Origin of the sequence: Aeromonas sp. CU5 (assembly GCF_002586745.1) — a bacterium.
Classification (GTDB): domain Bacteria; phylum Pseudomonadota; class Gammaproteobacteria; order Enterobacterales; family Aeromonadaceae; genus Aeromonas; species Aeromonas sobria.
On record NZ_CP023817.1, the window covers coordinates 2,444,161 to 2,457,853 of the forward strand.

Consider the following 13,693-nt stretch of genomic DNA (forward strand, 5'->3'; position numbering starts at 1 on the left):
ATCAATCCTGCCTTGTTGTTATGCGTATGCCACCACCGGGCAAGGAGATCACCTTGATCTTTCCCACATCCACTGCATTGTTCACTGCTGGTGCCGGTTCAGCAGCCACCGGGCTGACAACGGCAGGAGCAGGGGGCACCCAGGCAAACTTCGAAATAGCGACCACCACTTTGCGATTCTGTAACCGCCCCTGCTCGCTACCATTGTCTGCGAAGGGGGAAAACTCACCATACGCCTCGAAAGCTAGCCGCTGGGGGGCAATGCCATTTGTGACCAAGCCACTGAGCACAGCTTCTGCTCTCGCGGCAGAAAGCACCCAATTCGAGCGATAAATTTCATTATTAATCTGTTGGTTATCTGTATAGCCCCTGACTCTTACATAGTTATCGACCGGTTTTAGAATACTTGAAAGAGTATTAATGATGGGCGCTGCATTTGGTCCCATGAAGGCGCTACCGCTGCTAAACAGCAATCCGGAGCTCAGTTCTATGGTCAACCAGTTTTCATCTTGCGTCAGTTTGACTATCCCTGCGTCCACCAACGATCCCATGCTCTGTTGCAACTGTACATCGAGTGTGGCCAGTGTGGTGCCATCTTGCTGAATAGGGATACCAGAAATAGGGGCAAGTGCAGGAGCTTGCGCTGTAGGCCCGTCCAATAGTGAAGGTTCAGCAGAAAGCGCATTGTTTAGCAGTGTATTGCCTTGGCCGTCCAACACACCGTCGTTATGGGAGGGAATTACATTAAATGCCTGGCTCATGCCATCAATGACTGCACGATATTTGTCCTTGTTTACTAGCGCCACGGAATAGAGCACCACAAAAAGAGCAAAGATCAGCGTCATATAATCGGCATAGGAGACCAACCAGCGATCAAGATGATCACCTCCCTGCAAGTGCAACCGATAGCGCTTGCGCATGGCTACTCTCCCTTCAGATAGGCCCTGAGCCGACGTTCAACCTGCATACCATTCTCCCCATGAGCGATGGCCAACAGCCCTTCGAGAGTCATCTCCTGAAACAGTCCGTAGTGGTAGTGAAAGGCTCGTAACCGGTTGGCGATGGGCAGATAGACCAGATTGGCAAACCCCACACCATAAATGGTTGCTACAAATGCCACTGCGATACCAGCCCCCAAGACGGCAGGATCTTCCAGATGAAACATGGCCTGGATCAAGCCCAGCACGGCACCGATGATCCCGATGGTCGGACTGTATCCACCCATGGACTCGAATACCCGGGCAGCATGCTCATTGCGCTCCTGTTCGATATCGATATCAGCTTCGAGCAACATACGAATATCGTCGGTAGATACACCGTCAACAATCATACCAAGCCCCTGACGGGTAAAGTTGTCCTCTTCCTGCTCTGCTTGGTTCTCAAGGGCCAGCAACCCCTGCTGGCGAGCGAAGACAGCCCAGGATTGCAGCCGCTCGGCTTGAACAGAAAGATCTTGTCGCGGGGGGGTAACAATCCATAACAGTTGCCGCAGAGCCAGCAGGATATATTTGGCGGGAGTCTGCAATATCACGGCGCCGAAGGTGCCGCCCAGCACAATCAGGAAGGCAGGGCCATCCACCAGAGTCAACAGTGAGCCGCCATGCCACAATTGGGCAATAGCCATAGCCCCCAACGCCAGGAGCAGACCAAGCAACCCCATGATTAGCGCCCCAACTCAACCAGAATACGCTGGGCCACTTTGTCCAGAGGAAGTGATTCGCTGGCAATACCCGCTTTAGCAACAGCCTGCGGCATGCCATACACCACGCAGGAAGCCTCATCCTGTGCCCAGATGGTAGAACCCTGCTCTTTCAGCAGTCGAGCACCATCACGACCATCAGCCCCCATTCCCGTCAGCACTATGGCTAGCACCTTATCGCCATAGGTTTTGGCGGCAGAAGCAAAGGTGATATCCACGCAAGGCTTGTAGTTCACCTTATCATTGCCATCAATGATCCGGATGCGGGCACCGGCGCCACGCCCTTCCAGCAACATCTGCTTGCCACCGGGAGCCAGGTAGGCATGACCGGGTTTGAGCACATCGCCATCCTCGGCTTCCTTGACGCCAATCTGGCACAGACCATTAAGCCGAGCAGCAAACGCGGCCGTAAAGGTCGCGGGCATATGCTGAATAAGCAGGATCGGATGAGGGAAATCCCCAGGCAACTTGGTCAGCACATTTTGCAGTGCCACAGGCCCACCGGTAGAAGTACCAATCGCCACCAGCTGGTATGTCTTGCCACTGCGCTTGAATGACGCTGTTGTAGCAGGGCGCAGCGAATCAAGTTGACGCTCCGTAGCCCTGGGCGCGGCACTACCCAATGGAGTGCGAGCAACAGGCTCCGGAGCTTTGGGACGAGCAGACGGAGTCATCAAGAAGCGCTTGCGGGAGATCTCCTTCACCCGCTGCTGCAACAATTTGACCGCCTCGTCCTTGTCTCTGGCGATGTCCTCAAACTTTTTGGGCAAAAAGTCGAGAGCTCCGGCATCCAGCGCATCAAGGGTTGATTTAGCCCCCTCATGGGTCAGGGAGGAGAACATCAGAATGGGGGTCGGACACTTTGCCATGATCTCCCGCACCGCACTGATGCCATCCATCACGGGCATCTCGATGTCCATGGTGATCACATCAGGGCGCAGCAAGAGCGCCTTGTCCACAGCTTCCCGTCCATTCTGGGCCGTGTCGATCACCGTCAGCATAGGATCCTGATTGATGATTTCACTTACCCGACGGCGAAAGAAGCTCGAGTCGTCGACAACTAATACCTTGACTGCCATTGTTATTTTTCTAACTCCTTGGGCCTGAGCTATTAATGTCTACGCGCATATGCTTTGAGCAGACTCGGCACATCCAAAATCAGGGCAATCCCGCCATCACTGGTAATAGTTGCGCCAGCCATACCGGGGGTGCCTTGCAACAGGTTATCCAGCGGCTTGATCACTACCTCCTCCTGGCCAATCAGGCTATCGACTACAAAGCCAATTTGCTGAGTGCCGATCTGCACGATCACCACATGGCCAGTATCCTGACGAGAGCGCTTGTTGGAACCGCGGATCAACCATTTATGCAAATAAAAGAGCGGTATCGCCTTGTCACGCACAATGATGGTGAGTTGACCATCAACCATGTTGGCCTTTTTCAAGTCCAGGTGAAAAATCTCGTTCACGCAGCCAAGAGGCAACGCAAAGGTCTGCTCACCCACTTCCACCATCAGAGTCGGCAGGATTGCCAGAGTCAGGGGAACCTTGATCTCAAGACGGGTGCCTTTACCCCAAGTTGAATCGATATGCACCGAACCGTTGAGGCTGACAATACTGGTTTTTACCACGTCCATCCCGACACCACGGCCGGAGATGTCCGAGATTTCTGATTTTGTCGAAAAACCCGGAGCAAAAATCAGGTTATAAGCATCATTGTCACTCATCCGAGCAGCACTATCTGCATCCAGTACACCACGATTGATGGCAATGGACTTGAGCTTCTCAGGATCCATTCCCGCCCCATCATCTTCGATGCAGAGCAGAATATGATCACCTTGCTGGGAAGCACTCAGGGTAATCGTCCCCTGCCGAGGCTTGCCTGCCTTTTCGCGCACATCCGGCATTTCAACCCCGTGGTCACAAGAGTTGCGCACCAGGTGAACAAGCGGGTCTGCCAGTGCTTCCACCAGGTTCTTATCCAGATCGGTCTCTTCACCGACCATGACCAACTCAATATCCTTTTTGAGAGTACGCGCCAGATCGCGCACCACGCGCGGGAAGCGACCAAATACCTTCTTGATTGGCTGCATGCGGGTTTTCATCACCGCACCTTGCAGGTCAGCAGTCACCACATCCAGATTGGCGACCGCCTTTGACATGTCTTCATCGTTACTCGCAATCCCCAAGCTCACCAAGCGGTTACGCACCAGTACCAACTCACCCACCATGTTCATGATGACATCCAGGGTCTTGGTATCTACACGTACAGTGGTATCGCTTTGTACTGCATTTTCGGCGGGCGCGGCCTTGGCAACCGGGGCTGGCGCTTTTACGGGTGCCTCTGCGGGTTTGGCAGGGGAAACGGGCGCCGGTTTACTGACCGGCACAGCAGGGGGGATAGGTGCGGCCTGCTTAGGTGGTACCGGTGGCGTGACCGCAACAGGAGGCTGTGCAGCAGCCATTGTGGTTTGAGGTGACTGACCACGCCCATGCAACTCATCAAGCAGACGTTCGAACTCATCATCATCGATCAGTGCATCAACCTCTTTTTGCACCGATGCCAATGGATTAACCTCTGGTGCCCCAATATGTGCGCCTTGACCATGGAGCTGATCCAAGAGGGCTTCAAACTCATCATCAGTAATATCACCGGTACCACCGGCAACAGGAGCCGATACCGCAGCAACCGGAGTTGGCGCGCCTCCGGCACCATGCAACTCATCCAGCAGACGTTCAAATTCATCCGCTGAAATTTCATCGATAGAGCCACCGCCATTAACAGGCAAGGAGTCAGCGATCACCTCTAGCTCGGCATCCGCCTCAACGAACTCCGCTGATCCAGTGCTCTCGGCTGGTGAACTATTATTCGCCGAAGCAGTTAGCAACTGCTCCTCGCCCTCCGGCTTGCAGAGTTCATGTAAGTCATGCAGGACTTCAGCAGAAGCGGGGCTTGGCGGTTCGCGGTTTTGAACTTGTGCGAACATGACGTTAATGGCATCCAGCGCTTGCAGGATTACATCCATCAACTCAGCGGTGACTGAACGTTTACCATTGCGCAAGATATCAAACACGTTCTCCGCGCCGTGGCATACGTCAACCAGTTCACCCAACGACAGAAACCCTGCACCACCTTTTACGGTATGGAAACCACGAAAGATGGCATTTAACAGGTTCTTGTCATCAGGCCGCTTTTCCAAGTCGACCAGTTGTTCAGACAACTGTTCCAATATTTCGGATGCTTCGACCAGAAAGTCTTGCAGTATGTCTTCATCAACTTCGAAGGCCATGCGTCACTCCATTAGAATCCCAGACTAGACAGCAGATCGTCCACATCATCCTGACCATTAACCACATCGGCACGCGCCTCAGGGTTCATGATGGGGCCTTCTGCTTCAATCCCGTTAACAGGAAGGCTGCGAGTTGAATGCTCTGCAGAGGCTTCACCACACATGGTCAACATTTCAATTAATTTTGTTTCAACTTCCTGAACCAGTTTGATGACCTTTCGGATCATCTGACCGGTCAAATCCTGAAAATCTTGCGCCATCAGGATCTCTGTCAGCAGTTGTCGTAATTTATCGGCATCTGTAGCTGAGGCCTTAATAAAATCATCGAGTTGGTGACATAACGATTTGAACTGCCCAAGGCTCATGTCACGGGACATCAACGCATTCCAGTTCGGCAGCACCAGCTGAATATTGTCATTCAGGCGATCCGCTATCGGCAGACTGGCTTCCACTGCATCCATAGTGCGGTTAGCAGCCTTGTCCGTCATCTCTATAACGTAACTGAGACGTTCCCGTGCATCGGGAATATCATGTGTCGCCAAATCGGGAATGCGAGAGTCAAGACAAAATTCTTGCAGTGAATTATGTAGTTGTCGGGTCAGCTGACCTACTTTGTCAAACAGATCGGCTGCGTTGGGAGCACATACATCGGCAAGAAGTTCATCCGCAAGCTCAAATTTATCCTGTTCTAAATGAGCAACAAGCATCCTTGCCTGGTCGAGCGAAATCATTGCTCTCGTTTTGGCCATCATCCCTGCAGCTCCTTAGCCGATACGTTCAAAAATTTTATCCAGCTTTTCTTTGAGCGTTGCAGCGGTGAAAGGCTTGACGATGTAACCGTTGACGCCAGCCTGTGCGGCTTCGATGATCTGCTCGCGCTTGGCTTCCGCCGTGACCATCAGTACCGGCAAATGCTTGAGCTTGTCATCGACGCGAATGGCCTTAAGCAAGTCAATTCCTTGCATGCCGGGCATGTTCCAGTCGGTGACCACAAACTGAAAATCACCGTTTTTCAGCATCGGCAATGCTGTATTGCCATCGTCCGCTTCATGGGTATTATTGAACCCCAAGTCCCGCAGCAAGTTCTTGATAATCCGCCGCATAGTTGAAAAATCGTCAACAATGAGGATTTTCATGTTCTTGTCCAAAATTCCCTCCTAAATAGCCACCAGAATGGCTAACTTACATGATGCTAAAAACAGGTTGTGTCGTGCGGATTATGCCCTAGAGTTTCATCTCAGTGTAGCCAGTACAAACACTTATAGATGCCAATCTCTCAAACGAGCACGTAATCTGTGCATTGCCTGGCTGTGGATCTGGCTGACTCGCGACTCACTCACATTCAAAACATCGCCAATCTCGCGTAAATTGAGCTCTTCATCGTAGTAAAGAGAGAGAACCAACGCTTCTCTCTCTGGTAAGCGACCAATTTGCTCAGATAATGCAATTTGAAATCGTTCCGCTGCCAATTCATCAAATCCGGTGCCTGCAGGTCCATCATCAGGGTGCCCGATCACATCCTCACTGATCCCCAGATCTTCGATACCGATAATCTTGCCACATGAGACATCCTGCAGCATGGCGTGATAGTCATTGAGGGAGACCCCCATCTGGACCGCCACTTCGGTATCCCGAGCATCCCGTCCATGAGCCTGCTCGACATTTTCGATCGCCTCGGCAATAGCGCGACTGTTGCGATGGACAGAGCGCGGCACCCAGTCGCCACGACGAATTTCATCGAGCATGGAGCCACGGATGCGGATCCCGGCGTAGGTTTCGAAGCTGGCGCCCTTGCTACCGTCAAAATTGCGAGAAGCTTCGAGCAACCCAATCATACCTGCCTGGATCAGGTCATCCAGCAAGACACTGCTGGGCAGGCGAGCCAACAAATGCTGGGCAATTCGCTTGACCAGAGGAGCATGGCGCTCCACCAGCACATAGGAATCCTGATGACGCAAGTACGCTTGGGCTTTATTCACGGGAACCTTCCTGTGTCGTGGCCGGTTTTTGCAACAAGTTTTCCAGGAAAAACTCCAGGTGACCACCTGGCTGGTTTGGCACCGGCCAGCTCGCCGCCTTGTTGGCCAGCGCCCTAAATGCCAGCGCAGCTGGCGACTTGGGAAACGCTTCAACAATCAGCTTCTGTTTACGCACTGCCGCACGTAAATTCGTGTCGTAAGGCACGCAGGCAACCAGCTCCAGTGAGGTGTCGAGGAAGCGGTCTGTCACCCTGGTCAACTTGGCAAAGAGCTCCTGCCCTTCACGCAGGCTGCGCACCATGTTGGCCACAACTTTAAAGCGAAATACGCCGTGATCCTTGGAGAGGATCTTGATCAGGGCATAGGCATCGGTAATGGAGGTCGGCTCATCGCACACCACCACCATGATGTCCTGAGCTGCACGGGTGAAACTCAGCACCATGTCGGAGATCCCCGCCGCCGTATCCACCATCAGGATATCGACCTGGGTCTTCATCTCGCTGAACGCCCTGATAAGCTCGGCATGCTGCACTGACGAGAGCTCCACCATCGATTGGGTGCCCGAGGTCGCGGGTACAATCATCATGCCATAAGGGCCTTCGACAATGATGTCATCGATGGTGCATTCGCCAGCCAGTACATGAGAGAGGTTACGATGAACCCGTAGCCCCAGCATGACGTCGACGTTGGCCAACCCTAAGTCAGCATCCAGCACTAGCACCCGTTTACCTTGGGCCGCCATGGCTCCCGCCACGTTCAGGGTCACGTTGGTCTTGCCCACGCCACCCTTGCCACCGGACACGGCGATTACTTTTACTCGATTGTTTTGACGCATTTTGCGCAGACCACTCGCCTGATCCATATGTATGTTACTCATAAAACTCCGAATCTTCGGCCTCGCCAAAGCCTGCGCCCCAGAAATAGGGCTCTTCTGTTTCTCGCTCCAGCGAGCCCATGGCCGCTCCGACGAGCTGCGCCGCATTGGCAACCTGAATATCTTCCGGAACCCGTTGCCCGTCAGTGATATAGCTGATTGGCAAAGCATTCTGGATACACACGTTTATCACTTCACCCAGGTTCAGACTCTCGTCCAATTTGGTAAGTATGCAGCCGCTCAATGGGATCCGCCGGAAATGGTCCACCGCTTCCTGCATCACCCGACGCTGGGATGTCGCAGACATCACCAGATAGCTGCGGATCCGCACCTTGGCATTCTTGACCAGGGTATCGAGCTGCTCGGTCAAGCGGATATCCCGCTGGCCAACCCCGGCCGTATCGATGAGCACCAGACGCCGATGACGGAACTGATAGAGTGCAGTGGCCAACTCTTCGGCATCACGCACCTGCCGCACCGGGCAACCCATGATCCGACCATAGGTCTGCAGCTGTTCATGGGCACCGATCCGGTAATTATCGGTGGTGATCAGCGCCACCTGCTCCGCGCCATACTTCATGGCAAAGCGTGCCGCCAGCTTGGCGATGGTGGTGGTCTTGCCTACCCCGGTCGGGCCTAGCAGCGCCACCGCTCCCCCCTGACGTAAAATCTCGTCTTCACTGATCTTGAGCTGACCCGTCAATACTTCTGCCAGCTGTGCCATGGCCTGGTGGATGGACATATCCTCGGGGATAAGCCCCGCCAGTTGATCGGCGAACGCATCATCAAAGCCCATCTTCTTGAGCTCTTTGATCAGCAATGCCCGCATTGGCTCACGGCGCTCCACCTCTTGCCACATCAGCCCGGAAATCTGGTGTTCCAGCAACTTTCGGATGCTGGCCATCTCCTTGCGCATCCCTTCCATCTCTTGTTCGCGAGGTGCAGGCTGCGCGGGCCGGCCCAGCGTTGCAGCCCTGGCTTTTGGCTTGGCGGGCTCAGGGGCGGCGCCCCACTGCCCCTGTTCGGCCAAGGTTCTGGGCGCGGTATTGGCTGCCGCAAGGCCAGCTGACTGAGTGCTGCTCATGGCGGCAGCGTTACCCGGCTTGAGCTTTTGCTGGCGAGCCAGCAATGCGGCCAGGGTATCGGCATAATGTTCGTTCTGCTCCTTCACCTGAGTCGGTTCAGGGCGGGTCATCTGCCGTCCGGCAGACGAAATATTGACGCTCTCGTCATTCAGTTGACGGCGAACCGGCGCATCTTTAGGCCCCGGAACCTGGGATTGATAATCGACTGCGGCGACTATCTCGACCCCACCGGTGACCTTCTTGTTGGACATGATCACCGCATCGGGCCCGAGAGTCTCCTTGACCTCGGCCAGAGCCGTTCGCATGTCCTTGGCAAAAAACCGCTTAATCTTCACCCGTCATCTCCGCTAACTAGTTCTGCCCTACTGCGCTGACGATGCGAATCTGCTTGTCGTCGGGCACTTCCTGATAAGACAGAACGCGCAATCCAGGAATGGCATTCTTGACAAATTTCGCCAAGGTATTACGCAAGATCCCCGATGTCAGAAGCACGGCTGGCTGGCCTTCCAGTTCTTGTCGTTGAGTGGCTTCCACCAGTGATCGCTGCATCCGCTCGGCCAGGCCAGGTTCAATACCGGCACCATCACCGCCACCTGCCTGCAGGGATTGATGCAATATACGTTCCAATTCCGGCGCCAAGGTAATCACCGGCAACTCGGGATCAGGGCCGGCAATCTCCTGCACAATCAGACGGCGCAGGGCAATCCGGCAAGCCGCAGTGAGCACTTCCGGATCCGGGCTGCGCGGCGCGTATTCAACCAGGGTCTGCAGGATAGTGCGCATATCGCGGATTGGCACGCCTTCATTGAGCAAATTCTGCAATACCTTCACAAGGTTACCCATGCTGATCACTTCCGGCACCAGCCCTTCCACCAGCTTGCTCTGGTGTTTGCCAATCATGTCGAGCAGCTGCTGTACCTCATCATGGCCCAGCAACAAGGCCGCATGGTTGGTGAGGATCTGGCTCATATGGGTTGCCACTACAGTGGCAGTATCCACGACTGTATAACCCAGTGTCTGTGCCTGGGACACCTGATCTTTGGCAACCCAGACCGCTTCCAGTCCAAAGGCGGGATCCTTGGTGGCAATCCCCTGCAGCTGACCAAACACCTGGCCCGGATTGATAGCCATCTCTTTGTCATGGTAAACATTGGCCTCGCCGGTACTGACCCCCATCAAGGTGATGCGGTACTGGTTAGGCGCCAGATCCAGGTTGTCGCGAATATGCACGGCCGGCACCAGAAAGCCCAACTCTTGCGAGAGCTTCTTGCGCACCCCTTTGATCCGGTTGAGCAATTCCCCACCCTGGTTGCGATCCACCAGCGGGATCAGCTGATAACCCACTTCAAGGCCAATGATATCGACCGGCATCACATCGTCCCAGCTCAGCTCTTTCTGCTCGTGGGGCTGCTCGTTGGTAGCAGGCATCAGCTCACCCCTGGCGACTTTGGCCGCGGCCAGCTTCTCACGGCGCAACAACCACCAGGCGGCTGCTGCAGATACCGCCCCCAGACCCAAAAACGCCAAGTGAGGCATACCCGGCACCAGACCCATCATCAGCAGAATACCGGCAGAGATAATCAGCGCCTTGGGATTGTCAAACAACTGACCCAGTACCGCAGTACCCATATCCTGATCGGTATTTTGCCGGGTCACTATGATAGCGGCGGCGATAGAGAGCAACAGCGAGGGGATCTGCGCCACCAGGCCATCACCGATGGCCAGCAAGGTGTATATCTCTGCCGATTCCGCGAAGGTCAGCTGGTGCTGCATCATCCCGATAATGAAGCCACCGATGATGTTGATAAAGAGGATCATGATGCCCGCGATGACATCCCCTTTGACAAACTTGGAGGCACCATCCATCGAGCCGTAGAAGTCGGCCTCCTGCGTGACCTCTTGCCGACGCTTCCTGGCTTCTTCCTGATTGATGAGACCGGCGTTCAAGTCGGCATCGATGGCCATCTGCTTACCCGGCATCGCATCCAGGGTGAAACGGGCACTCACCTCCGCAATCCGCCCCGCACCCTTGGTAATGACCACAAAGTTGATGATGATCAGGATGGTAAAAACGATGATACCGACCGCATAGTTGCCACCAATCACCACCTTACCGAACGCCTCGATCACATGGCCCGCAGCCGCGGTGCCATTATGACCTTCCAGCAACACCACCCGGGTTGACGCAACGTTAAGCGCCAACCGCAGCAGGGTGGCGAGCAGTAACACGGTGGGAAAGGCGGCAAATTCGAGGGGACGGCGGGTGTAAACGGCGACCAGCAACACCACAATGGAGAGCGCAATGTTGAACGAGAAGAGCACATCCAGCATCAAAGGTGGAATAGGCAACACCACCATCCCCAAGGCGGCCAGTACCAGTAACGGCGTACCGAACCCGGTGGTCAGTAACCCTCTGTACTCTTTCAATCGGCCCAAAGATGCCTTGAATTCCATCGTCTTTCTCAATTTCAACGTGCTGGTGTCAGATTAATGCAAGCATCAAGCCAAAACACCAAGCTATTGAAGTTAAATGATTTTATTATTATTGCGTCAGAACTTTGTCATTTTCGGTATTCGGTCGGGATGGGGAGGTCTTTGGCCAGCGTCTGAGGACGGCGTCCCTGGCCACGGCGGAATTTTTTCAGCTGGAAGACATAGGCAAGCACTTGGGCAACTGCCGCAAACAGCCCTTCTGGGATCTCGTGGCCAATCTCGGTGGAATGATAAATAGCCCGGGTCAACTCAGGTGAGGGCATAATCGGGATCTCGTATTCCCTGGCTATCTCCCTGATCTTCATTGCAATTTCATCAGTGCCCTTGGCCACTACCTTGGGTGCGGCTCCGGGTTTGCCTGCATCATACTTGAGCGCCACCGAGTAGTGGGTCGGGTTGGTGATCACCACATCGGCCTTGGGTACATCCCCCATCATCCGGCGCATCGCCATCTGCATCTGCAACTGCCGGATCCGCCCCTTCACCTCGGGCTTGCCTTCGCTGTCTTTGAACTCGTCCTTCACCTCCTGCTTGGTCATCTTGAGCTGACGCATATGGTTCCACTGCTGGAACGGCACATCGATGGCAACAATCGGAAGCAGGGCACAGCAGAGGATGATCAACATCCAGAGAAACAGCTCAAGGGCGTCTATGATGCCGCCGGGGAATCCCTCCATGGAGAGGTTAAGCAGGTGATTGAACTGGCTGGAGAGCATCCACCAGGCAAACAGGGTAATAAACACCACCTTGGCGATGGACTTGACCAGCTCAATCAGCGACTGCACCCCGAACATCCGTTTCAAGCCACTGAGCGGGCTCAGCTTGCTCCATTTTGGCAGCATAGCTTCGGTCGAAAAATTCATCCCGCCCATCAGGGTGTTACCGATAAAGGCGGCAACGGCCACCAGTGCGAACAACAGCCCCAGCGGAAGGATCAATTCCGCCAGAAGCGCGGGCACCATGGCGATCATGGCGTTGGGATCAAACGCCTGCTCCCGATCCAGGGTAAAGCCCATGGTCACAACTTTGATCATTGCGGTCGCCAGCGAGCCCTTGAGCATCAACAGGCCGAATACTGCTGACAGCAGGACACTGGCGGTGCCCAGCTCCTTTGAACGTGCAATCTGCCCTTTATCACGGGCCTGTTGCAGTCGTTTGCCCGTGGGTTGTTCGGTACGTTCCTGATCGGTATCAGCCATGGGCACCGCCAAAGCATTGGGTGCCGATCAGCTCGCAGCTGACCTCTTGTACCCGCTCCCACATCATGTCGAAATGGCCGAGGAAACCACCAATGGTGAGCCAGAGGATCAATAGACCCGACATCATGCTGACCGCAAAACCGATACTGAAGATGTTGAGTTGCGGCGCGGCCCGGGTCATGACGCCAAAAGCAAAGTTGATCAGCAGCAGCGCAACGATGGCGGAGAGCGACATCACCAGCGATGCCTGATACATCACCCCGAGAAAACCGATCAGGGTGCGGATCGCTGGCAGAGAAAGCCCACTGTCTGATACTGGTAATGTCTCAAAACTGAGGATCACCAGCCGCAGCATGATCAGATGACCATCCAGCGCCAGAAACACCAGGGTTGCCAACATCAGATAGAACTGACCCACCACAGGGGCCGACTGGCCATTCATCGGGTCAACCAGCGTGGCGAATCCCAGGCTGGTCTGCATGGCAATGACCTGACCGGCCATCACGAAGCTCTCCATCAGAAACTGGGTCATCAGGCCGAGGGCAATACCGATCAACAGCTGCTGGCCTAATACCAGAAAGCTGCCAGCAGAGAAGAGTTCGATGGGGGGCATTTTCGGCAACAGGGGGGCAATCAGAAAAGTGATGGCAAGTGCCAGCCCCATCCGTACTCGCGCAGGGGCAAGGCGGCTACCGAATACCGCCATCACCATCAGCAAACTACTTACTCGTGCCAGCGGCCAGAGAATGGAAGACAACCACTCCATGATCAGAGCGGTTGTATAGGTCATCCCACCACCTCGGGTATTTGATTGACCATCAACACGAAGAAGTCCATCAGACTCTGTAAGCCCCAGTGAGCACCCGCTCCCAGCGCAAACAGGGTCACGATTAGACGTGGCAAAAAACTCAGGGTCTGTTCGTTGATGGAGGTGGCCGCCTGGAAGATGGCGACCACCAGCCCGATGGCAAGACTGGGCAGGATCACGGCGCATACCATGATGGTCACCAGCCAGAGTGCCTCGCGAAAAACGTCGACAAAGGTTTCAGGACTCATGTTCGGGCTCCTTGCTTCAC

At 54.6% G+C, this 13,693-nt stretch carries 13 protein-coding genes; all 13 read right to left on the reverse strand.

The genetic code is table 11. The features are described 5' to 3' along the window. Nucleotide 1 precedes the first annotated feature (1 nt). The 13 genes from CK911_RS10665 to fliQ all read right to left on the reverse strand — a co-directional run bounded on the left by CK911_RS10665 (nt 2) and on the right by fliQ (nt 13,673). Nucleotides 2-919 (reverse strand): flagellar motor protein MotB, encoded by a 918-nt coding sequence (locus CK911_RS10665; protein WP_098969910.1) that lies wholly within the window; start codon nt 917-919, stop codon nt 2-4. Nucleotides 920-921: 2 nt separating this feature from the next. Continuing rightward, nucleotides 922-1,659: a flagellar motor protein gene (locus CK911_RS10670; RefSeq protein ID WP_172954002.1), complete on the reverse strand. Its 738-nt coding sequence runs from the start codon at nt 1,657-1,659 to the stop codon at nt 922-924. Between the two features lie 2 nt (nt 1,660-1,661). Then, on the reverse strand, nt 1,662-2,777 hold the full coding sequence (locus CK911_RS10675; RefSeq protein WP_098969911.1) for a chemotaxis response regulator protein-glutamate methylesterase: 1,116 nt from the start codon (nt 2,775-2,777) through the stop codon (nt 1,662-1,664). Between the two features lie 32 nt (nt 2,778-2,809). Continuing rightward, nucleotides 2,810-4,987, reverse strand: a complete 2,178-nt coding sequence (locus CK911_RS10680; protein WP_098969912.1) for a chemotaxis protein CheA — start codon at nt 4,985-4,987, stop codon at nt 2,810-2,812. An 11-nt stretch (nt 4,988-4,998) separates the two neighbouring features. Beyond that, entirely contained in the window at nt 4,999-5,739 is a 741-nt protein-coding gene (locus CK911_RS10685; protein WP_068976687.1) for a protein phosphatase CheZ, read from the reverse strand. A gap of 12 nt (nt 5,740-5,751) precedes the next feature. Further along, on the reverse strand, nt 5,752-6,135 hold the full coding sequence (cheY, locus tag CK911_RS10690; protein ID WP_010634617.1) for a chemotaxis response regulator CheY: 384 nt from the start codon (nt 6,133-6,135) through the stop codon (nt 5,752-5,754). A gap of 111 nt (nt 6,136-6,246) precedes the next feature. Then, nucleotides 6,247-6,966, reverse strand: coding sequence for an RNA polymerase sigma factor FliA (locus tag CK911_RS10695; protein WP_068976688.1), 720 nt, complete (start codon nt 6,964-6,966; stop codon nt 6,247-6,249). Continuing rightward, nucleotides 6,959-7,843 (reverse strand): MinD/ParA family protein, encoded by an 885-nt coding sequence (locus tag CK911_RS10700; protein WP_042020291.1) that lies wholly within the window; start codon nt 7,841-7,843, stop codon nt 6,959-6,961. The genes CK911_RS10695 and CK911_RS10700 overlap by 8 nt, the downstream gene beginning before the upstream one ends. Then, nucleotides 7,836-9,260, reverse strand: a complete 1,425-nt coding sequence (gene flhF / locus CK911_RS10705) for a flagellar biosynthesis protein FlhF (protein WP_098969914.1) — start codon at nt 9,258-9,260, stop codon at nt 7,836-7,838. Before flhF ends, CK911_RS10700 begins: the two co-directional genes overlap by 8 nt. Before the next feature lie 16 nt (nt 9,261-9,276). Next, entirely contained in the window at nt 9,277-11,379 is a 2,103-nt protein-coding gene (flhA, locus tag CK911_RS10710) for a flagellar biosynthesis protein FlhA (protein WP_042020288.1), read from the reverse strand. A 107-nt stretch (nt 11,380-11,486) separates the two neighbouring features. Then, nucleotides 11,487-12,617, reverse strand: a complete 1,131-nt coding sequence (gene flhB / locus CK911_RS10715; protein WP_068976894.1) for a flagellar biosynthesis protein FlhB — start codon at nt 12,615-12,617, stop codon at nt 11,487-11,489. Beyond that, on the reverse strand, nt 12,610-13,407 hold the full coding sequence (fliR, locus tag CK911_RS10720; RefSeq protein WP_068976690.1) for a flagellar biosynthetic protein FliR: 798 nt from the start codon (nt 13,405-13,407) through the stop codon (nt 12,610-12,612). Before fliR ends, flhB begins: the two co-directional genes overlap by 8 nt. Then, on the reverse strand, nt 13,404-13,673 hold the full coding sequence (gene fliQ, locus CK911_RS10725; RefSeq protein WP_042020284.1) for a flagellar biosynthesis protein FliQ: 270 nt from the start codon (nt 13,671-13,673) through the stop codon (nt 13,404-13,406). Before fliQ ends, fliR begins: the two co-directional genes overlap by 4 nt. Between the last annotated feature and the right edge of the window lie 20 nt (nt 13,674-13,693).